This is a genomic window from Micromonospora sp. NPDC047187, from assembly GCF_040643355.1.
In the GTDB taxonomy this organism is placed as follows: domain Bacteria; phylum Actinomycetota; class Actinomycetes; order Mycobacteriales; family Micromonosporaceae; genus Micromonospora; species Micromonospora salmantinae.
Genome location: NZ_JBEYUF010000004.1, coordinates 181007 through 200758, shown reverse-complemented (window position 1 = coordinate 200758; position 19752 = coordinate 181007). Strand labels below are relative to the sequence as shown.

Here is a 19752-nt window from a genome sequence, read left to right as displayed (position 1 = left end):
CCGGTCGGGGTCAACCTCACGGTCGGTTCCAGATCAGTGGGTCGCGCGTATGTCGGGTGTGTCGCTGCCGTTGGTGCGCGCGACCGCGCCCGGAGTGCCGGCGCGCTTCTCGGGGGCGGTCCTGCTGATTGCCTCTCCGGAGGCGTCCCCGGTGGCCGGGTCGTACGCGGCTGGGTTGGCGGAATCAGCCTCGTCGGCGCTTCCGCTCGCCGGGCCGACGTGGGGCCCGCCGGTGGGCTTCTCCGCCGAGCCGACGACGTGAGGTCTGTCGGTGGCCGTCGTGGCTGCGCTGCCGGATGCTGCGCTGCCCGATGCTGCGGCGGTGGAGTCCCGGGTGCCGGCGGCCGGGGTGCCGGGCAGATTGGTGTTGGATGCCGTCCGAGCGGGTTCAGCCGCCGGACCGCTGACCGTGGCCGACCGGGCGGGTTCAGCCGGGCGGTCGGTGACGGTGGTCGCCGTCGAGCCGGCATCGGCGTCCGGGTCCCCGGCCGGTTCGGCCCGGGGTCCGCCGTCGGCGTCGCTCGGATCAGGAGTGGAGTCCGACGCCGGTTCCGGGATCTCCTCTGCCGCCTCGATGACCGAGACCACCTCCGTCCCGGCTGCTGCCGCTGAAGCGGCCTCCGCTGCGGCAGCGGCATCCGCGGCAGCGGACTGGGCAAGCAGACTGGACGGCGCCTGCCACTGGATGCGGGGCGGCTCGGCGAGCGGGCGGCCACCGAACTCGGCGAGCCAGGCCGCGACGAGCGCCAGATTTTCCCGCCACTGTGCCTCGGAGATCGGCGGCAGGATCGAGTCCCACAGGGACAGGAACGTGCCCCGCAGTTGAAGGCGGCCGTACGGACGGGCGAGGAACCACATGTGCAGATGGGCGGAGCCGTCGCCCCAGCGATTGACGTGCACCCGTGCCACGCCGTCGAGCGACCGGATGGCCCGCTCCAGACGTACGGTCATCACCCCCAGCTCGGCGGCCAGAAGGTTCGGCAGGTCGCCGAGGTCGAGGTGGGTGCGCGATTCCAGGATGAGCACCATGGGCAACCCGGTGGGCCGGTCCATGGCGCGGACCCGCCACCGCTCGCCCACCCAGATGTAGGCGTCGTCGGGTGCGTTGCAGGCGGTGCATTCCCGGAGACCCTCGCCCTTCCGGGGCGGTTCGACCGGGACCGGATCATCGAGTTGCTTCACGTGGAGGTCACCCTCGAAGGGAAATGACGGCCACTGGGTGAAGTCCGGGACTGAGGGAGGGTTGTCGTGCACGACGCTGACCCTAACCGAGTCTGGCACCGCTGTCCCTACCTGTTCGAGCGGTCCCGGGCCACCGGATCGGCACCCGCCGTCGGCCGGGTGCGCGTGGTCGCGCAGGCATCGAGAGGCGATATCCACAGGCTGCCGAGATCCTGAACACAGGCCGTCATCCACAGGCTCGCACCCGCTCCCACGCGCTGTTTCACGTGAAACGGGGGGTGCCTGTGGACAACCGGTGTGGATAACTTTTTGGCCAGTCGGTCGTTGTCCGCGAACCGCCAAATCGGCGGGTTCGACGGCCCACTGGAGACGAGATCGGACGGGCCGGCTCCGATCGGCGCCACATGCCACCGCCGGCGCGGTGCTCAGCCGCCGACGACCGCCCGCTGGCTCGTTGGTACGCGTCGGCGGTGACGGCTTGGCCCGTGTTCTCGGACCGCGTCAGCAGACCTCGGCCCGCCCGGCCCGGATGCCCGGATGCCGACGGACGGCGAGGTCGATCCGCAGCACCGACGCCGGGGGGTCCGAGACGGGGAGGCGACTTCGCTTGACCGTCGACGACAGGGTTCTGGTGCCAGCGAGTCGCTGTCGCGGTTTCACGTGAAACCGTGACGCCGCGCAGCGAAGGGCGATCCTGCGGTCCGGGGCCAGGCTTGCGCTGTCTTCCGCTCGAACACCAAGTTCTTGCGGTCCAGCGGCCAGCGGTTCCGGCGGCCTGGTGGTCCGGCGGCCTGGTGGTCCGGTGGTCCGGCGGTCCGGCGGTCCGGCGGTCTGGTGGCTCGGCGGACTCCCGCCAAGTTCGCTGCGAGGCTGCTCCCGCAGATTGACCGCAGTCGGGAGCCTCGGCCGAGGTGCGATGACAACGGAGATGTCGTTTCGCGCCACTGAGCGGCTCGCTGGCGCTTTGATCGGCGCATGGGGTGGTTCGGGTTGACTGGACCATCCCGAAGCCTCCTGCGACGCGCGTAGAGGATCCATCAGCGCCCGCACTCACCCCAGCGGCCGCCGCCAAGTCGCCCGCCACCGTGCCCGGCCGCTCGCCGCTGCATCCGCTCCGCCACTATCCGCCCGCGACGCCAGGCTCGTCGCCCACCGCCCCGCCCATCGCCCGCCACGCAAGGCGGGAGCCGGAACCCGGAACCCGCGAGCCGCGAGCCGCGAGCCGCGAGCCGCGAGCCGCGAGCGGATTGTGCTTTCGAACGTTCGGGGCAGCGCGACCGACCGACCACATCCGCCGACCACATCCGCCGACTTCTCCTGCGGCCAGAGCGGCGACCCCGGGTTGACTGGGGCAAGCCAAGGATGACGCCGGTCCACGGGTCATGCCGATCTCGGAATCAGGTCCGCCGTCTGTTTCACGTGAAACCGCGACGACCCCGGGATGCAGAACGGCCGCGCCCCCGTTCGGGTAGCGCGGCCGTAGGCGACGGGCGGGGTCAGTCCTCCCCGCCCTCCTCCTGTTGCACACCGATGATCCCGACGATCCGCTCAAGGTCGTCCACCGTGGCGAACTCGATCGTGATCTTGCCCTTGCTCCGGCCGATGTCCACCTTCACGCGGGTGTCGAACCGGTCGGACAGCCGATCGGCGAGATCGGTCAGGGCCGGCGCGTGCGCCTTGGGCCGCCGCTTTGCGGCCTGACCCTTCGCCGGCCCGTCGTTGAGGGCCAAGGCCACGATCTCCTCGGTCGCCCGAACCGACAGTCCCTCGGCCACGATCCGCAGGGCCAGCTGTTCCTGAGCCTCCGCCTCGTCGAGGCTCAGCAGGGCTCGGGCGTGCCCCGCCGACAGGATGCCGGCGGCTACCCGGCGCTGCACCTGGGCGGGCAGGTTCAGCAGTCGGATGGTGTTGGAGATCTGCGGGCGACTCCGGCCGATCCGGCGGGCCAACTCCTCGTGGGTGGCCCCGAACTCCTCCAGCAGTTGCTGGTAGGCGGCGGCCTCTTCCAGTGGGTTCAGGTTCGCCCGGTGAATGTTCTCGAGCAGGGCGTCGCGGAGCATCGCGTCGTCACGGGTGTCCCGGACGATCGCCGGGATGCTCTCCCGCCCCACCGCCTGGGCGGCCCGCCAGCGCCGCTCGCCCATTACCAGTTCGTACTTCTCGTCGTCGAGCTGCCGAACGACGATGGGCTGGAGGAAGCCGACCTCCTGGATCGAGGTCTTCAGCTCCTCCAGCGCCTCCTCATCGAAGACCTGGCGGGGCTGCTTCGGGTTGGGCATGATCGCGTCGACCGGGATCTCGGCGAATCGAGCACCGGGCACCGGGCTCAGCACGGGTTCCGGCTCGCGGACCGGCGCTCCGGCCGGCACCGCAGCGACGGCGACGGCGCCGGCGTCGTCCAGGTGCTCGCTCTCCGGATCTGCCGTCGCGGTGCCAGCGGCAGCCGGCGCCGGCCCGGTCGGGATCAGCGCCCCCAGGCCCCTACCCAGACCGCCCCGAGGACGGTTCTTCATGCCACGCCTCCCAGCGACTCGTCCGCACTACGCATTCCGGCCCACCGGCTCCTTGACGCCGCGCTCGGCGATCTCCTGGGCGGCCTCGAAGTAACTCGTGGCGCCCCGCGAACCGGGATCGTAGGTCATCACCGACTGGCCGTAGCTCGGTGCCTCGGAGACCCGGACGTTGCGGGGGATGACCGCCTGGAGAACCTTGTCGCCGAAGTGGTTCCGGACGTCCTGCTCGACGGCGTCGGCCAACCGGGTGCGACGGTCGTACATGGTCAGCAGGATGGTGGAGACATCGAGCTTCGGATTGAGGTGCTGGCGTACCAGGTTGATGTTGTTGATCAGCTGGTTGAGCCCTTCCAGCGCGTAGTACTCGCACTGGATCGGGATCAGCACCTCCTGCGCGGCAACCAGAGCGTTGACCGTGAGCAGGCCGAGCGAGGGCGGGCAGTCGATGAAGACGTAGTCGAACTCGCCCGGGTAGGCGGCGATCGCCCGATCCAGGCGCGACTCCCGGGCCACCACCGACACGAGCTCGATCTCCGCACCGGCCAGGTCGATGGTCGCGGGAACGCACCAGAGGTTGGGGATGCCCTCGACCGCCTGCGCCACCTCGGCCAGCGGCATGCTGTTGATCAGGCAGTCGTACACGTCGGGGATTCCGGTGTGGTGTGGGACGTTGAGCCCGGTCGAGGCGTTGCCCTGCGGGTCGAGGTCGACCACGAGCACCCGGTTGCCGTGCAGGGCGAGCGCCACCGCAAGGTTGACGGTGGTGGTGGTCTTACCCACCCCACCCTTCTGGTTGGCGACGCACATGACCCGGGTCCGGTCCGGCCGAGGCATGGTCACCTCGCCACTGGGATTCAGGATCTGCACGGCGCGCATCGCCTCCATAGCCAACGGTGGGTCATCCTCTTCGCGCGTCGGGGTTTCACGTGAAACGTACGTGGGATCGGCCGCCATGGCGGCCAACGACTCGGTCGAAGCGACAGGTGCGTCGGCGACCACCGGCGCGGCGTCCCGAACGGCCGCCGCAGTGGGTTGGTGTGGGACGGCCGGCTCGAAGCGAACCGCCGCGGCGGTGTTACGGCGACCTGAGGTCGACCGCACCTCGGCGGCGTTGATCGGTCGACTCGACGCCTCCGGCGTCCGACGACCACTCGCCGGCTCCGGAATGGCCGAGCCCTCCGGCCGCCCGGCACCCGACGACGGGTCGAGCGCTGCCGGCGGATCGCCGTCGTTAGGTCGGGTCGATGGCCCGGTCTCGCCGGGCGACCAGCTCGGGTAGTCGGTTTCACGTGAAACGGGATCGCTGGTCGACCCGGTCACGCGTGGATCGTCGTACCTGCCGTCGTCATGCACCTGTCATCCCTGCCCGCTTCGGATGGTCGGTCCGCGCCCCGGTCAACTTGGCCGCATCCTCGCCCGCAACCCGGAGCGTACGGCCCGCGGGAGCGGTCGGAAACCCGCGACGTCCGTCACCCGCTCCACACTATCGACGCGCGGTCAGCCTACGGCGGACGGGCGCGGCCGGTCCACGTCGGGTTCTCATCCCCTCGTCCATCCGTACCGGTACAACGAGGCAACCCACCGGCCGGAAGCCCGATGGCGCGAAGTGTCAACCTCGGCGGGAGCGTCCACCCCGGGCGCGTTTCTTGGTCGCCGGGCGGGCCGGGCCGATCATCCGCTCGCGCACGATCTCCACGACCGTGGTGGGCGGGTCGACCACCCCGACGCCGCACAGCTGCACGGCCGGCTCCCCGCCGCCGAGCCGCGCCACCACCTCGGCGTGCTCCTCGATCTCGGCGGCGGCGGACGAGCCCTTGAGCGCCAGCAGCCGACCGCCGCGAACCGCCAGGGGAAGGCTCCAGCCCGCGAGCCGATCCAGGGGGGCGACCGCGCGCGCGGTCACCACGTCTCCGCTGATCGGCTCCCGGCCACTCGACCCGCTGGCAGCCTCGTCGGCCCGGCCGCGGAACACCCGCACCGACTTGGCCAGACCGAGTCGCTCGACGACCTCGATCAGGAACGACGTCCGCCGGGCCAGCGGCTCGATCAGGGTGACAGTGAGGTCGGGGCGGGCGATGGCCAGGACGAGACCGGGCAGACCGGCGCCGGAGCCGACGTCGAGCACCGTCGCGCCGGACGGGATCCGCTCGGCGACCGCGGCGCAGTTGAGCAGGTGTCGATCCCAGATCCGGGGTGCCTCCCGGGGGCCGATCAGGCCGCGGACCACCCCGTCGGTGGCCAGCAGTTCGGCGTACGCGGCGGCCAGGTCGAGGCGGTCACCGAAGAGGGTCAGCGCGGCCGGAGCCAGCTCGGGCGGCAACGCCGCGTCGGCCGGTGACGGGGAGGTGTCCCGCCCGGTCGATTCGGCATCGGCGTCGACGGTGGCGGGGCGGACAGCGGACGGCCCGGGCGGCGTGCCGCCCGGGCCGGACACGGCGTCGGCCGTGATGTCGTCGTGGGTCACCCGGTCAGTCCGCCGGCCGTACGACGATGCGCCGGTTCGGCTCCACACCCTCGGACTCGCTCGCCACGCCGGACATGGCGTTCACGACGTCGTGCACGCACTTGCGCTCGAACGCGGACATCGCGTCCAGGCGGACCGGCTCGCCGTACTCCTTGACCTTCTCGACGGCGTTCTTGGCGACCGCGGCGAGTTCCTTACGGCGGTTCGCCCGGTAGCCACCGACGTCGAGCAGCAGACGGCTCGGCGTACCGGTCTGCCGGAAGACGGCAAGGCGGGTCAGCTCCTGGAGGGCCTCCAGGGTGGCCCCGCGCTGGCCGACCAGATTCTGCAGCCGCTCGCCGACCACCTCGACCATCGGACGGCCGGCGGCGACCAGCTCGTCGATGTCGCCGTCGTAGTCGAGGATGTCGAGCAGTCCTTCGACGTAGTCGGCGGCGATCTCGCTCTGCCGGAACAGGTCGCCCTCGCCCACAGCCTTCTTCACCCGGGTGCCAGCGGCGGTGTCGGTGTCGTCGTCCGCCTCGGTGTCATCGGCTTCGGTGTCGTCGCCGTCCACCGCGAGCGTGGCGGTCTCCTCCTCGTCCAGGGACTGCTCGGCGCGGGGGATGCTGGTCTCGGTCACGGTCTCATCTCCGTACTCGCTCGGCCGGACCGTCGGGTCCGACTGGTTTCCCGGGGCCGGCTGGAGGTTGCCGGTGCCCACAGGCACGTCTGTACGGGCAGTGTCGCCCGTGGCCGCGCGGTGCGCGGTCGGTTCCGCCCGGCGCCGGCCGTACGGCGGCTGCGCGGTGCGGAACGGGCCGCCGCCGGATCACCGGCGGCGGCCCTCGTAGGTCAGCCCTGCCGCTTGGCGGGGCGGCTCTTCTTCGGGTTGTTTGCGGGCTTGGCGCCCGGCTTCGGCCCGGCCACCTTGGGCGCGGTCGCCTTGACCGGTGCCGGCGGGGCCGTCTTGCCACGACCGAACAGGCCACCGGACTTGGCAGGCTGCACCGGGTTACGGCTGGCGGCGGGCGTGACGGCCTTCTTGGCGGTCACCGGCGGCGGGAACTTCCGCAGCACCCACTGCTGCTGGCCGAGGGTGAAGAGGTTGTTGGTGACCCAGTAGATGATGACGCCGATCGGGAAGATCGCGCCGGAGATCAGCAGCGACGCGGGGATGCCGTAGAGCATCAGTCGCTGGATCATCCGCTGCTGCGGGTCCTCGGCCCAGCCGGTCTTGAGGATCATCTGACGGCTGGTCAGGTAGGTGGTGGCGATCATGACCAGGACCAGGACACCAGCAATGATCTTTACGGTGCTGCCGTTGGCGCCGAGGCTGGCCAGCTCGTCGGCAGTGGAGCCGAACTTGCCGGCGATCGGGGCGGTGAAGAGCTTCGCCTGCGAGGCGCTCTGGAACTGGTCGGCGGTCCAGCCGTAGAGGGTCTTGCTCTGCTTGTCCGGGTCGAGCCGGCGCAGCACGTGGAAGAGGCCCAGGAAGACCGGGATCTGAAGGAACATCGGAAGGCAACCCATAAGCGGGTTGGCCTTCTCCTTCTTGTAGAGCTCCATCATTTCTTTCTGGAGCGTCTCCCGGTCACCCTTGTGCTTCTCCTGAAGCTCCTTGACCTTGGGCTGGAGCGCCTGCATCGCCCGCTGCGACTTGATCTGCTTGACGAAGACCGGGAACAGGATGACCCGGACGGTGACCACCAGGAAGATGATGGCCAGGATCCAGGCGAAGTTGGTGCCGATCACCGCGCCGACGGGCACCCCGATGGCGTCCCAGGCAGAGTGCCAGGTCAGCAGGATCCACGAAATCGCGTAGTAGATCCAGTCGAGACTCAGACTCAATTCGGGGCTCCAGTCACATCAGCACGACGGCGGCCGCCCGGCTCCGGCACCGGGTCATATCCACCAGGGTGAAAGGGGTGGCAGCGCAACAACCGCCGGGCCGCCAGCACGGCTCCCCGGAGCGCGCCATGCCGAACGACCGCCTCCTGGGCGTACGCACTGCACGACGGGTAGAACCGACAGCGAGCCGGCAGTGCCGGACTTATCCACCGACGGTACGCGATGATGGGCGCGATCAGCACCTTGGCACCGGTTGTCGACGGCCGTGGGCTGCTCTGCTCGGTGCCGCTCATCGGGACCGCCGTTCGCGCGGCGACCTGGCGACCGCGATGGCGGCGTCCAGGTCGGTGGCGAGTCGAGGGTACGACGCCTGCGCCGCGGCGGGGAGCGCCCGGACGACCAGGGTGCTGCCGTCGGGCAGGTCGGTCAACCGTTCCCGGACCAGCGCCCGCAGTCGGCGCCGGACCCGGTTACGGGTCACCGCGTTGCCGACCGCCTTGGACACGACGAAGCCGGCACGGGACGGCACGGACGACTGCTCCGCACTGTTGTCCCGTACCGGCTCCGGCGAGGTCGGTGTGCTGGGGTCGACGGTTGCCGGCACGGTCAGGTGGACCACGACGGCGCCACGTCCGGCGCGTCGGCCACCGCGAACCGCTGCGGCGAAGTCAGTGCTGCGCCGCAGTCGCTGTGCGGCGGCCAGCACGACTGCCCACGTCCCCTGGACCGGCCCGGTCGGCTCAGGCCGACAGGGTGGTGCGACCCTTGGCGCGACGGCTCGACAGGATGGCACGGCCGGCACGGGTGCGCATGCGCAGCCGGAAGCCGTGGGTCTTCGCGCGCCGGCGGTTGTTCGGCTGGTAGGTGCGCTTGCTCACGTCAGGCTCTCCGTTTTCGTACGCGCCCCGCGCGACGGGATCGCCGGGGTCGTGTGGTGGTCCAGGCCACCTCGACGGTGGCCCACGATCGGTGCTGTCCGGCGGAGCGGGGACTTCGGTGTTGCGGGGATGCGACCGCGGACAGCAAGCACCCATCACCCTAGCAGAGGGCGAGAAAGCAGCCGTTCCAGCCTACGCAGGGGGGCAATGACCGTCAAACACCCCGAGCAGGGGACAACGGGACGCGCCCGAGGCCGAAGGGCGGTTTTCGCTGATGCCGACAAGGGCGCCGCCGCGTCGCCGGTTGATGGCGCAGGGACAACGCTGTTACCGTGCCCGATTGCGGTGAGCGTCGGAAGCTCCGGTCGTCGCGCAGGCAAGACCGGACATGGCAGTGAATCGTTCGGCACGGTGAACCCGCTTCAGCGCCCGTTCAGGCGGGGGCAGGTCCCACCCGCGTCCGGCGGCGGCCACAATCGGTCGATACACAGGCTGTGGATAACTTGTGGATGACCACCGGTCGACCGTCCGGGTGGGTGTTGTTCCACCCGCGAACGCGGCGGGCCCGGGACGGCCGGCTGGCAGACAGCGGCGGCCGGGAGCAGAAGCGAGGGGGTGGCACGACGGTGGCCGGTACGACCGACCTTGCCGCAGTGTGGTTAGCGGCGACCGACGAGCTCGCCGACGAGATCATCTCCGCCCAGCAGCGTGCCTATCTCCGACTGACCCGGCTGCGAGCGATCGTCGAGGACACCGCACTGCTCTCCGTTCCGGACGCGTTCACCCGTGACGTGATCGAGTCACGACTGCGCCCGGCGATCACCGAGGCGCTCACCCGCCGGCTGGGCCGACCGATTCAGGTCGCGGTCACCGTTCGGGTGGCCGAGGACGCCAGCGGCCGACCGGCCGGCACCGTCTACCGCAGCGCCCCGGAGACCGGGCAGCTCGACATCGACGGCCCCGGTATGGCGCCGTTCGACGACGACCAGGGCGGTCGACCGTCTGCCGACGCGATGATCCCTGAGCAGTCGCCCGATCCGGGTCCGCCGTCAGCGCCGGCGGGTCCGCCGCCAGCGCCGTCCGTGGAGGGGCATCGCGCGGGGTTGATTCCGGCCAGCAGGGACGGGCAGGAGGCGTTGTTCAGCGCTGCCTTCGCGGAGCCCCTGCGTCCCTCCCGACCGGGTCCGGACCGGCGTGGCTACGACGAGCAGGCTGCCCGCCTGGACCCGTCCGGCCCCGACACCCGGCCCTACGAGCCCCGCTACCGGGACGACTCGGCGTCGCCACGCGACCAGCACGTGATCCGTTCGCTGCCTCGGGACAGCGGTACGGACAGCGGCCCGGGTCGCAGCGCGGTGGACCATCGGGCCGGTGGCCGCGACGACCGTCGGTTGCCAGGTGCCGACACCGGCGGAAACCGGCTCAACCCGAAGTACATGTTTGAGACGTTCGTCATCGGCTCGTCCAACCGCTTCGCCCACGCGGCGAGTGTGGCGGTGGCGGAGTCGCCGGCCAAGGCGTACAACCCGCTCTTCATCTATGGGCACTCCGGGTTGGGCAAGACGCACCTGTTGCACGCCATCGGGCACTACGCCACGACACTCGGCAACGCCCGCTCGGTCCGGTACGTCTCGACCGAGGAATTCACGAACGACTTCATCAACTCGCTCCGGGACGACAAGACCAGCGCGTTCCAGCGGCGCTACCGCGACGTCGACATCCTGTTGATCGACGACATCCAGTTCCTGGAGAACCGCGAGCGCACCCAGGAGGAGTTCTTCCACACCTTCAACACGCTGCACAACGCCAACAAGCAGATCGTGATCACGTCCGACCGGTCGCCGCGTCAGCTCGCGACCCTCGAGGACCGGATGCGAACCCGGTTCGAGTGGGGGCTGCTGGCCGACATCCAGCCGCCGGATCTGGAGACCCGGATCGCGATCCTGCAGAAGAAGGCGGCGCAGGAGCGGATGTACGCCCCGCCGGACGTGTTGGAGTTCATCGCCTCCCGGGTGTCGAACTCGATCCGGGAGCTGGAGGGCGCGCTGATCCGGGTGACCGCGTTCGCCAGCCTGACCCGGTCGACCGTCGAGCTGTCGCTGGCCGAGGAGGTGCTTCGGGACTTCATGCCCGACGGCGCCGGTCCGGAGATCAACGCTGACCAGATCATGGCCTCGACCGCTGACTACTTCGGGGTGAGCCTGGAGGACCTGCGTGGCCAGTCCAGGTCCCGGGTGCTGGTCAACGCCCGCCAGGTGGCCATGTACCTGTGTCGGGAGTTGACCGAGCTGTCGCTGCCCCGGATCGGGCAGGCGTTCGGTGGCCGGGATCACACCACTGTGATGCACGCCGACCGCAAGATTCGTCAGCAGATGGCGGAACGCCGCTCGCTGTACAACCAGATCGCCGAGCTGACCAACCGGATCAAACAGAACAGCTGAGGCGTACGACGGCCCTCGCGGCGGCGCACAGCCGCAGGACACGCCCGACCGGATCTCCGGTCGGGCGTTCTTTTTGGTCCGTGAGCTGGACTCTCGACATGGTGGAGACCACAGCATTGAGGCCGTGACCGCCTCGATCCCCGCTCGTTGTCCACAGCTCGTTATCCACCGTCGGTGGATAACTACGGTCCGTCCTCCGCCAGTTACCCACAGGCTGTGGAGAAACCCTGTGTACGAAGCTGTGGACGCCTGGGGACGACCGTCAGGTTATCCACCGATCATCATCAACCTGTGTACGAGCTGTTGAAGGTTCTGGGGATGACGGCAATGGTGATCTTCCCCGCGATCCACAGGCTTGGGGAGAAAGTCGGTGGATTACCGGTGGACAACCGGTGGACAACGGTGGACAACCGGCCGTCGTCGCCGGGCTGTGGACACACGGGCCGGTTGTACCCCCGGTTCTCCACAGCTAAATCACCGGTGGATAACCTGCCTGACCTGCGCAGACCTCGGTTTTCCACAGTTTGCACAGGTGCGATGAAGACGATGAGTTATCTCTTCTAAGAGAACAAAAACCAATCATCACCGTTGGGCTTTCTGTGGATCGGGCCGAACGCTGTCGGATCAGCCGGTCAGCATCGACACGATCCATGGGGTCGGGCGCACAGCCGATGTCCCCGCGCCCTAAGGTGCGATGGGTACCCGCACGGTCGGGCGGGACGGTAGGCAGCGGTCGGCATGAGAGAGTTGTCGCTGACGTCGACGCGGAGGCATTGATGAAGTTCCGAGTGGAGCGCGACGCGCTCGCCGAGGCTGTGGCGTGGACCGCGAAGAGCCTGCCCAACCGGCCATCCGTACCGGTGCTCGCCGGGGTGATGCTCCGCGTCACCGACGGCAACCTGCGGGTCTCCGGGTTTGACTACGAGGTCTCCAGCCAGGTGACCGTCGAGGTGCAGGGCGACGCCGACGGCGCCGCGCTCGTCTCCGGCCGCCTGCTCGCCGAGATCACCAAGGCGTTGCCGGCCAAGCCGGTCGACATCGCCGCGGTCGGCGCGCATCTCGAGTTGGTCTGTGGCAGCGCCCGGTTCACGCTGCCCACCATGCCGGTGGAGGACTACCCCGCGCTGCCGGAGATGCCGCAGAGCGCCGGCACTGTCGATGCCGCAGCGTTCGCCACCGCGGTGGCCCAGGTGGCCATCGCCGCCGGTCGCGACGAGACGCTGCCGATGATGACCGGTGTCCGCGTCGAGCTGTCTGGCGACACCCTGTCGATGCTCGCCACCGACCGTTACCGGTTGGCGCTGCGCGAGATCCAGTGGCGGCCGGACGACCCCGAGGTGAGCATCAACGCCCTGGTGCCCGCCCGCACCCTGAACGACACCGCCAAGGCCCTCGGCCCGCTGGGCGGCGAGGTCACCCTCGCCCTTGCCCAGGGCGCTGCGGGCGAGGGCATGGTCGGCCTCGCCGGCGGCACCCGACGTACCACCAGCCGGCTGCTCGACGGCGCCAACTACCCGCCGGTGCGGTCGCTCTTCCCGGCCACGCACAACGCCGCGGCCCGGGTGCCGGTCAGCACGCTGATCGAGGTGGTCAAGCGGGTCGCGCTGGTCGCCGAACGGACCACCCCGGTGCTGCTCAGCTTCAGCGCCGACGGCCTGGTGGTTGAGGCCGGCGGTTCCGAGGAGGCGCGGGCCAGCGAGGCGATGGAGGCCACCTTCACCGGTGAACCGCTGACCATCGGCTTCAACCCGCAGTACCTCATCGACGGTCTGGCAAACCTGGGCGCTCAGACGGCCGTGCTCTCGTTCGTCGACGCCTTCAAGCCCGCGGTGATCTCTCCCGCCGGCGAGGATGGCGAGGTCATTCCGGGGTACCGGTACCTCATCATGCCGATCCGCGTCTCGCGCTGATCGCGCCCAGCAACACCCAGATCCACGGAGGTAGAAACACATGCAGCTCGGCCTGGTAGGACTCGGCCGTATGGGCGGCAACATGCGGGAGCGGTTGCGTTCGGCCGGGCACGAGGTGGTCGGCTTCGACCACAACGCGCAGATCAGCGACGTCACGACCATCGCCGGCCTGGCAGAGAAGCTTGAGTCGCCGCGCGCGGTCTGGGTCATGGTGCCCGCCGGTGTCACCGACGCCACGATCGACGAGCTCGCCGAGGTGCTCGGCGAGGGCGACATCATCATCGACGGCGGCAACTCACGCTTCAGCGACGACGCCCCCCGCGCGGAGCGGCTCAACCAGCGGGGCATCGGCTACATGGACGTCGGGGTCTCCGGTGGCGTCTGGGGCCGGCAGAACGGCTACGGGCTGATGGTCGGCGGCGCCCAGGAGCACGTGGACCGCCTGATGCCGATCTTCAACGCGCTCAAGCCGGAGGGTGAGTTCGGCTTCGTGCACGCCGGCCCCGTCGGTGCCGGGCACTACTCGAAGATGGTGCACAACGGCATCGAGTACGGCCTGATGCACGCCTACGCCGAGGGCTACGAGCTGATGGCCGCCTCGGAGCTGGTGACCAACGTGCCGGGCGTCATCAAGTCCTGGCGGGAGGGCACCGTCGTCCGTTCCTGGCTGCTCGACCTGCTCGACCGGGCGCTCGACGAGGACCCGGAGCTTGCCGACCTGAGCGGCTACACGGAGGACACCGGCGAAGGCCGGTGGACGGTCGACGAGGCGGTCCGGCTGGCGGTGCCGCTGAACGTCATCACCGCTTCGCTGTTCGCCCGGTTCGCCTCGCGGCAGGACGACTCGCCCGCCATGAAGGCCGTCTCCGCGCTGCGTCAGCAGTTCGGTGGCCACGCCGTCCACAAGCGCTGAGCGGTATCCACAACCTGTGTACGTTCACCGGCTGGAACTGGTCGACTTCCGCTCGTACGAGCGGGTCGCCGTCGACCTCCAGCCGGGAGCGAACGTCCTGATCGGCGCCAACGGCGTCGGCAAGACCAACCTCGTCGAGGCGCTGGGCTACGTGGCGACCCTGGACTCGCACCGGGTCGCCACCGACGCGCCTCTGGTCCGGATGGGCGCCACGTCCGCGGTGATCCGCTGCGCGGTGGTGCACGACGGCCGCGAGCTCCTGGTCGAGCTGGAGATCGTGCCCGGCAAGGCCAACCGGGCCCGACTGGGCCGCTCACCGGCGCGGCGGGCCCGGGACGTGCTCGGGGCGCTCCGGCTGGTGCTCTTCGCCCCGGAAGATCTTGAGCTGGTCCGGGGTGATCCGGCCGAGCGCCGCCGCTACCTGGACGACCTGCTGGTCAACCGACAGCCCCGGTTCGCGGGCGTGCGGGCCGACTACGAGCGGGTCGTCAAGCAGCGCAACGCCCTGCTGCGCACCGCGTACCTGGCCCGCAAGACCGGTGGTTCCAGGGGCGGCGACCTCGGCACCCTCGCGGTCTGGGACACCCACCTGGCCCAGCACGGTGCGGAGCTGCTCGCCGGCCGCCTGGAGCTGGTGGCCGCGCTCACCCCGCACGTGGCGAAGGCGTACGACGCGGTGGCGGCCGGTCGGGGTGCGGCGAGCATCACCTACCGGCCGTCGATCGAGCTGGCCGAGCCGACCACCGACCGGGCCGCGCTGGCCGAGGCGTTGACGGCGGCCCTGGCCGCGTCCCGCTCCGCCGAGATCGAGCGGGGCACCACCCTGGTCGGCCCGCACCGCGACGAGTTGGCGCTGAGCCTCGGCCCACTGCCAGCCAAGGGGTACGCCAGCCACGGCGAGTCCTGGTCGTTCGCCCTCGCGTTGCGGTTGGCCGGGTACGACCTGTTGCGCTCCGACGGCATCGAGCCGGTGCTGGTGCTCGACGACGTCTTCGCGGAGTTGGACACCGGCCGCCGGGAGCGGTTGGCGGAGCTGGTCGGCGGGGCGAGTCAGCTGCTGGTCACCTGCGCCGTGGACGAGGACGTGCCGGCCGCCCTGCGCGGCACCCGCTACCAGGTCGGCGAAGGGACGGTACGCCGTGTCGGATAAGCCAGGCACCGATCGGCCAGCGGCTGGCGACACCCCGGCTGCGCGTACCCCGAAGGCGGCGGAGGGATCGGCGGGCGGTGAGTCGGCGGCGGCCGCCAGCGGGCCGGAGCTGGCCCGGGCGGTGCTCGACGCGGCGCTGTCCCGACGGCAGGCGGCGGCCCGCGCCCGGCGTACCCCCGGCGGCGGCGGCGACGCTGCCGGCGGTTCGGGGCGGCGGTTGCGCGGTTACTCCGGCCCCGGCCCCGACCCGCGCGATCCGCAGCCGCTCAGCGCCGTGCTGAACCGGCTGGTGAAGGCGCGCGGCTGGCAGCAGCCGGCGGCCGAGGCCACCGTGTTCGGCGCCTGGGAGCGGGTCGTCGGCGCGGAGGTCGCGCAGAACAGTCGCCCGGTGAAGTTGGAGAACGGCGAGCTGACAGTGGAGGCGCGCTCGACCGCCTGGGCCACCCAGCTGCGGCTGCTCGCCGGCTCGCTGCTCAAGCAGATCGCCAGCGAGGTCGGGCACAACGTGGTGCGCAAGCTGCACATTCACGGCCCGGCCGCGCCCTCCTGGGGGAAGGGCCCGCGCCGGGTACGCGGCCGGGGTCCGCGCGACACGTACGGCTGAGCCGACGTTCAGCCGCGTCGGTCGGCCTCGCGGGCTGCCCGCTTGCGTTCCCGCTGCTCCCGGGTGAAGCGTTTGCGCTCGGCCAGGTCACGTTTCCACGCCTCGCGGGCCTCGGCCGAGCCGCCCTGCACCGCGCCCTGCACACCCTCGGCCGGGCCGGCGAGGTGCCGGAAGGCCCAACGCATCAATCGGCCGCCCTCGCCAGGGGCCCTGGTGACCGCGCCGTCCTCGCTCATCTGCCGCCCTCTTCCCCGCGTCGCCTCGCCGGTTCTCGCCCGTCGCACGAGCAGACCTTTGGGGCACCAATGGTTGGTGTACCAATGATCGGTACGATAGTCACCGTGCGGAGAGAGGGCAACCGATGAGCGAACGACCGGACGGCGTCGACCCGCTGGCCCTGGAGCAGCAGGTCTGCTTCGCCCTCTCGGTCGCCGCCCGCAGCGTGGTGGCCGTGTACCGGCCGCTGCTGGAGCCGATGGGGCTGACCCACCCGCAGTACCTGGTGATGTTGGCGCTCTGGCAGCACGCGCCGTTGTCCGGTCGCGACCTCAGTCGCCTGCTCCAGCTCGACCCGGGCACGCTGTCACCCCTGCTGAAGCGGCTGGAGGCGGCCGGCTACCTGCGCCGGGAACGCGACCCGAACGACGAGCGCAGCCTCGCCGTCACCCTCACCGCCAGCGGTGCAGCGCTGCGGAGTCAGGCCGAGCAGATCCCGGCCGCGATCGTGCAGCGGCTCGGGCTGCCCGTCGAGGACCTGCAACACCTGCACGCGGTGCTCACGCAGCTGATCTCGGCCGCCAACCGACCGGCCGCCGCGGAGACTGACGCGGCGGCTCAGGCGTCGGCGTAGACGGCGAACCCGCGCTCGGCGCAGCGCCGGTAGAACGCGGCCAGCACGCCCAGCTCGGCGCAGGTGAAGTTCCACTGCGGCGGGTCACCGCGCTCGTCACGCAGCGCGTCGAGCCGGCTCTCCAGCCAGCGCAGCTGCTGCTCGGCCAACCGACCGTCGCCGAGCAGGGAGCGCAGCACGATGCTCACCGACTCGAAGGTGACCGCCTCGCCGGTCGCGCGGTGCGCGGCCACGAACCGCTCGATGCCGCTCGCGATCCAGGAGCAGCCGTCCGGGTCGATCACCGGGTCCTCGTCCTCGGCGGCGGCGTCTGTGGCGTACAACACACCTTCGAGGCCGAGAAGCAGATCCACCAACTCGGTGTACGCGGTTGCCCGGATGGTGCCGGTCTTCGCGATCAGCTCGGCCAACGCCGCGGTCGGCGCGGAGATGCGCGGCAGGTCGACGATCTCGCCGAAGTCGACGAACTCGGCCGGCGCGACCGGATCGTAGAAGCGGCCGGTCCGCGGCCAGTGCACCGCGACGTTGTCCAGCCCCATCTGTCACCTCTTAAAGAGCACGTGTCGGGTCGATCGGGTCGATCGTCCCGGTTCCAACCGGTAAAGATCAAGGCTGGTTCCGGGGCGCCGCAAACGTACGGCACTGACGCTTCGGCCGCGACCCCCGACCCGCCCGACAGCGGGTCAACCCGTTCCGGGGCGGCGCGTGCGATGAGGGCCTGGCGTGTGGGGGGAGTCGTGGGCGGCGGGGTTCTGCCGGCTATGGACTTCTCAGCCGCCTCGCTGAGGGTGCCGAGTGGTGGTTCTGTCCCCCACGCACAGTAGGATTGACAGCGAGACGAAGACCCGGTGCGGGAGTGGGACGGGGCCGGTGGCCCCAGATTCATTCTCCACGTCGGGTCGAGCCGATCGCGATCCGCGGGCAACCGCGGCGACCGGCGCGTTCGACCCGCTGTCCGGAGTTCTCCGGCGCCGGTCCGCGCGCCGACGTCGCGTCCTGTCCGCCGAACCCGCGCCCGACGCGCCCTACCGGCGCGGCTGACGCGAGAAAGTGGCCGAGGGTGGCAGCGCAGGACAAGCAGGAGTACGGCGCAGAGTCGATCACCGTTCTCGAGGGGCTGGAGGCGGTTCGCAAGCGGCCCGGTATGTACATCGGGTCCACCGGCGAGCGCGGTCTGCACCACCTCGTCTGGGAGGTCGTCGACAACGCTGTCGACGAGGCGCTGGCAGGATACTGCGACACCATCGACGTGGTGCTGCTCGCCGACGGCGGCGTCCGGGTCACCGACAACGGCCGTGGTTTCCCCGTCGACCTTCACCCGAAGCTCAAGAAGCCCGGTGTCGAGGTCGCGTTGACCATCCTGCACGCGGGCGGCAAGTTCGACGGCAAGGCGTACGCGGTCTCCGGCGGTCTGCACGGCGTCGGTGTCTCCGTCGTGAACGCGCTCTCCACCAAGATGTTCGTCGAGATCCACAAGTCCGGCAACGTGTGGCGGCAGCACTACACCAACTCCAAGCCGAGCCCGCTGGAGAAGGGCGAGGCCACCGACCGCACCGGCTCGGCGGTCTCCTTCTGGCCCGACCCCGACGTCTTCGAGACCGTCGACTTCGACTTCCAGACCATCTACCGACGCCTGCAGGAGATGGCCTTCCTCAACCGCGCCCTGCGCATCCACCTGCTCGACGAGCGGGTGGCCGAGGAGGAGGACGGCCGGCAGCGCGAGGTCACCTTCTACTACGAGGGCGGCATCGCGGACTTCGTCCGGCACCTCAACGCCTCGAAGAGCCCGATCCACAAGACAGTGGTCGAGTTCGAGGCCGAAGAGGAGGGCATGTCACTCGAGATCGCCATGCAGTGGAACGAGTCGTACGGCGAGTCGGTCTACACCTTCGCCAACACGATCAACACCCACGAGGGCGGCACCCACGAGGAGGGCTTCCGGTCCGCGCTGACCAGCGTGGTCAACCGGTACGGCACCGACAAGAAGCTCCTCAAGGGCGACGAGAAGCTCTCCGGCGAGGACATCCGCGAAGGGCTCGCGGCGATCATCTCGGTCAAGCTGGCCAACCCGCAGTTCGAGGGTCAGACCAAGACCAAGCTGGGCAACACCCCGGTGAAGAGCTTCGTGCAGCGGGTCTGCAACGACCGGCTGGTCGACTGGTTCGACCGCAACCCGGCCGAGGCCAAGATGATCATCACGAAGGCGTCCCAGGCGGCACGCGCCCGGATCGCCGCCCAGCAGGCGCGCAAGCTGGCCCGGCGCAAGTCGCTGCTGGAGTCCGGCTCGATGCCGGGCAAGCTGGCCGACTGCCAGTCGACCGACCCCCGCGAGTCCGAGGTGTTCATCGTCGAGGGTGACTCGGCCGGCGGCTCGGCCAAGCAGGGTCGCGACCCACGGACCCAGGCGATCCTGCCGATCCGCGGCAAGATCCTCAACGTGGAGAAGGCCCGGATCGACCGGGTGCTGAAGAACAACGAGGTCCAGGCGCTGATCACCGCGCTGGGCACCGGCATCCACGACGACTTCGACATGGAGAAGCTGCGGTACCACAAGGTGGTGCTGATGGCCGACGCGGACGTCGACGGCCAGCACATCCAGACGCTGCTGCTCACCCTGCTGTTCCGCTTCATGCGTCCGCTGGTCGAGATGGGGCACGTCTACCTGGCCGCCCCGCCCCTCTACAAGATCAAGTGGAACAAGAAGGGCGACGACGCCCAGTACGCGTACTCCGACCGCGAGCGGGACGGTCTGATCGTGCTGCGCCAGCAGAAGAAGCCGAACGCCAAGCCGGACGACATTCAGCGCTTCAAGGGCCTCGGCGAGATGAACTACCCCGAGCTGTGGGAAACCACCATGAACCCGGCGACGCGTACGCTGCGTCAGGTCACTCTCGACGACGCGGCGACCGCCGACGAGTTGTTCAGTGTGCTGATGGGTGAGGACGTCGAGGCGCGCCGGTCGTTCATTCAGCGCAACGCCAAGGACGTGCGGTTCCTGGACATCTGACGGACTGCTG

At 70.1% G+C, this 19752-nt stretch carries 18 protein-coding genes; 7 read left to right on the top strand and 11 right to left on the bottom strand.

What is annotated here, in order from left to right:
- Positions 1-33: 33 nt before the first annotated feature.
- From ABZ794_RS10150 to rpmH, 9 genes are all read right to left on the bottom strand, one after another.
- Positions 34-1254, bottom strand: coding sequence for a hypothetical protein (locus ABZ794_RS10150; RefSeq protein ID WP_357515103.1), 1221 nt, complete (start codon positions 1252-1254; stop codon positions 34-36).
- A gap of 1424 nt (positions 1255-2678) precedes the next feature.
- Entirely contained in the window at positions 2679-3695 is a 1017-nt protein-coding gene (locus tag ABZ794_RS10145) for a ParB/RepB/Spo0J family partition protein (protein ID WP_357515101.1), read from the bottom strand.
- A gap of 27 nt (positions 3696-3722) precedes the next feature.
- On the bottom strand, positions 3723-5048 hold the full coding sequence (locus tag ABZ794_RS10140) for an AAA family ATPase (protein ID WP_307850481.1): 1326 nt from the start codon (positions 5046-5048) through the stop codon (positions 3723-3725).
- A gap of 256 nt (positions 5049-5304) precedes the next feature.
- Positions 5305-6015, bottom strand: coding sequence for a 16S rRNA (guanine(527)-N(7))-methyltransferase RsmG (gene rsmG / locus ABZ794_RS10135; protein ID WP_357515304.1), 711 nt, complete (start codon positions 6013-6015; stop codon positions 5305-5307).
- A 148-nt stretch (positions 6016-6163) separates the two neighbouring features.
- Complete coding sequence (locus tag ABZ794_RS10130) at positions 6164-6781, bottom strand: R3H domain-containing nucleic acid-binding protein (protein WP_210782093.1); 618 nt, start codon at positions 6779-6781, stop codon at positions 6164-6166.
- A 212-nt stretch (positions 6782-6993) separates the two neighbouring features.
- Positions 6994-7983 carry a membrane protein insertase YidC gene (gene yidC, locus ABZ794_RS10125; protein ID WP_357515302.1) on the bottom strand — a complete coding sequence of 330 codons (990 nt, stop codon included), beginning with the start codon at positions 7981-7983 and terminating at the stop codon, positions 6994-6996.
- A 2-nt stretch (positions 7984-7985) separates the two neighbouring features.
- Positions 7986-8282 (bottom strand): membrane protein insertion efficiency factor YidD, encoded by a 297-nt coding sequence (gene yidD / locus ABZ794_RS10120; protein WP_091396555.1) that lies wholly within the window; start codon positions 8280-8282, stop codon positions 7986-7988.
- A complete protein-coding gene (gene rnpA / locus ABZ794_RS10115; protein ID WP_210782095.1) occupies positions 8279-8695 on the bottom strand; it encodes a ribonuclease P protein component in 417 nt (138 codons plus the stop codon). The genes yidD and rnpA overlap by 4 nt, the downstream gene beginning before the upstream one ends.
- Positions 8696-8729: 34 nt before the next feature.
- A complete protein-coding gene (gene rpmH / locus ABZ794_RS10110; RefSeq protein ID WP_007453904.1) occupies positions 8730-8867 on the bottom strand; it encodes a 50S ribosomal protein L34 in 138 nt (45 codons plus the stop codon).
- Between the two features lie 626 nt (positions 8868-9493).
- Here rpmH and dnaA point away from each other — a divergent pair.
- From dnaA to ABZ794_RS10085, 5 genes are all read left to right on the top strand, one after another.
- Complete coding sequence (gene dnaA, locus ABZ794_RS10105) at positions 9494-11308, top strand: chromosomal replication initiator protein DnaA (protein WP_357515300.1); 1815 nt, start codon at positions 9494-9496, stop codon at positions 11306-11308.
- 776 nt (positions 11309-12084) lie between these two features.
- The gene (gene dnaN, locus ABZ794_RS10100; protein ID WP_210782097.1) at positions 12085-13218 is read left to right on the top strand and encodes a DNA polymerase III subunit beta; all 1134 of its coding nucleotides are present in this window, start codon (positions 12085-12087) and stop codon (positions 13216-13218) included.
- Positions 13219-13258: 40 nt separating this feature from the next.
- Entirely contained in the window at positions 13259-14131 is an 873-nt protein-coding gene (gene gnd, locus ABZ794_RS10095) for a phosphogluconate dehydrogenase (NAD(+)-dependent, decarboxylating) (protein ID WP_091396544.1), read from the top strand.
- Positions 14132-14147: 16 nt separating this feature from the next.
- Positions 14148-15281: a DNA replication/repair protein RecF gene (gene recF, locus ABZ794_RS10090; protein WP_210782099.1), complete on the top strand. Its 1134-nt coding sequence runs from the start codon at positions 14148-14150 to the stop codon at positions 15279-15281.
- On the top strand, positions 15271-15885 hold the full coding sequence (locus ABZ794_RS10085) for a DciA family protein (RefSeq protein WP_210782101.1): 615 nt from the start codon (positions 15271-15273) through the stop codon (positions 15883-15885). Before recF ends, ABZ794_RS10085 begins: the two co-directional genes overlap by 11 nt.
- A gap of 8 nt (positions 15886-15893) precedes the next feature.
- On the opposite strand, the gene ABZ794_RS10080 is transcribed toward ABZ794_RS10085, so the two are convergent.
- Positions 15894-16121, bottom strand: coding sequence for a hypothetical protein (locus ABZ794_RS10080; protein ID WP_210782103.1), 228 nt, complete (start codon positions 16119-16121; stop codon positions 15894-15896).
- Positions 16122-16246: 125 nt separating this feature from the next.
- On the opposite strand from ABZ794_RS10080, the gene ABZ794_RS10075 reads away from it, so the two are divergent.
- Positions 16247-16735 (top strand): MarR family transcriptional regulator, encoded by a 489-nt coding sequence (locus tag ABZ794_RS10075; RefSeq protein ID WP_210782105.1) that lies wholly within the window; start codon positions 16247-16249, stop codon positions 16733-16735.
- Here ABZ794_RS10075 and ABZ794_RS10070 read toward each other — a convergent pair.
- A complete protein-coding gene (locus ABZ794_RS10070) occupies positions 16720-17274 on the bottom strand; it encodes a hypothetical protein (protein WP_210782112.1) in 555 nt (184 codons plus the stop codon). The two genes, ABZ794_RS10075 and ABZ794_RS10070, sit on opposite strands and share 16 nt — an antisense overlap.
- 521 nt (positions 17275-17795) lie before the next feature.
- Between ABZ794_RS10070 and gyrB the strand changes: the two genes are divergently transcribed.
- Complete coding sequence (gene gyrB / locus ABZ794_RS10065; protein ID WP_210782114.1) at positions 17796-19742, top strand: DNA topoisomerase (ATP-hydrolyzing) subunit B; 1947 nt, start codon at positions 17796-17798, stop codon at positions 19740-19742.
- The last annotated feature ends 10 nt before the right edge of the window (positions 19743-19752 follow it).

What these genes read in the sequence shown, in the direction of transcription:
- ABZ794_RS10145 (WP_357515101.1), bottom strand. Translation starts at nt 3,695, where the DNA reads ATGAAGAACCGTCCTCGGGGCGGTCTGGGTAGGGGCCTGGGGGCGCTG.
- yidD (WP_091396555.1), bottom strand. Translation starts at nt 8,282, where the DNA reads ATGAGCGGCACCGAGCAGAGCAGCCCACGGCCGTCGACAACCGGTGCC.
- dnaN (WP_210782097.1), top strand. Translation starts at nt 12,085, where the DNA reads ATGAAGTTCCGAGTGGAGCGCGACGCGCTCGCCGAGGCTGTGGCGTGG.
- gnd (WP_091396544.1), top strand. Translation starts at nt 13,259, where the DNA reads ATGCAGCTCGGCCTGGTAGGACTCGGCCGTATGGGCGGCAACATGCGG.
- ABZ794_RS10080 (WP_210782103.1), bottom strand. Translation starts at nt 16,121, where the DNA reads ATGAGCGAGGACGGCGCGGTCACCAGGGCCCCTGGCGAGGGCGGCCGA.
- ABZ794_RS10075 (WP_210782105.1), top strand. Translation starts at nt 16,247, where the DNA reads ATGAGCGAACGACCGGACGGCGTCGACCCGCTGGCCCTGGAGCAGCAG.
- ABZ794_RS10070 (WP_210782112.1), bottom strand. Translation starts at nt 17,274, where the DNA reads ATGGGGCTGGACAACGTCGCGGTGCACTGGCCGCGGACCGGCCGCTTC.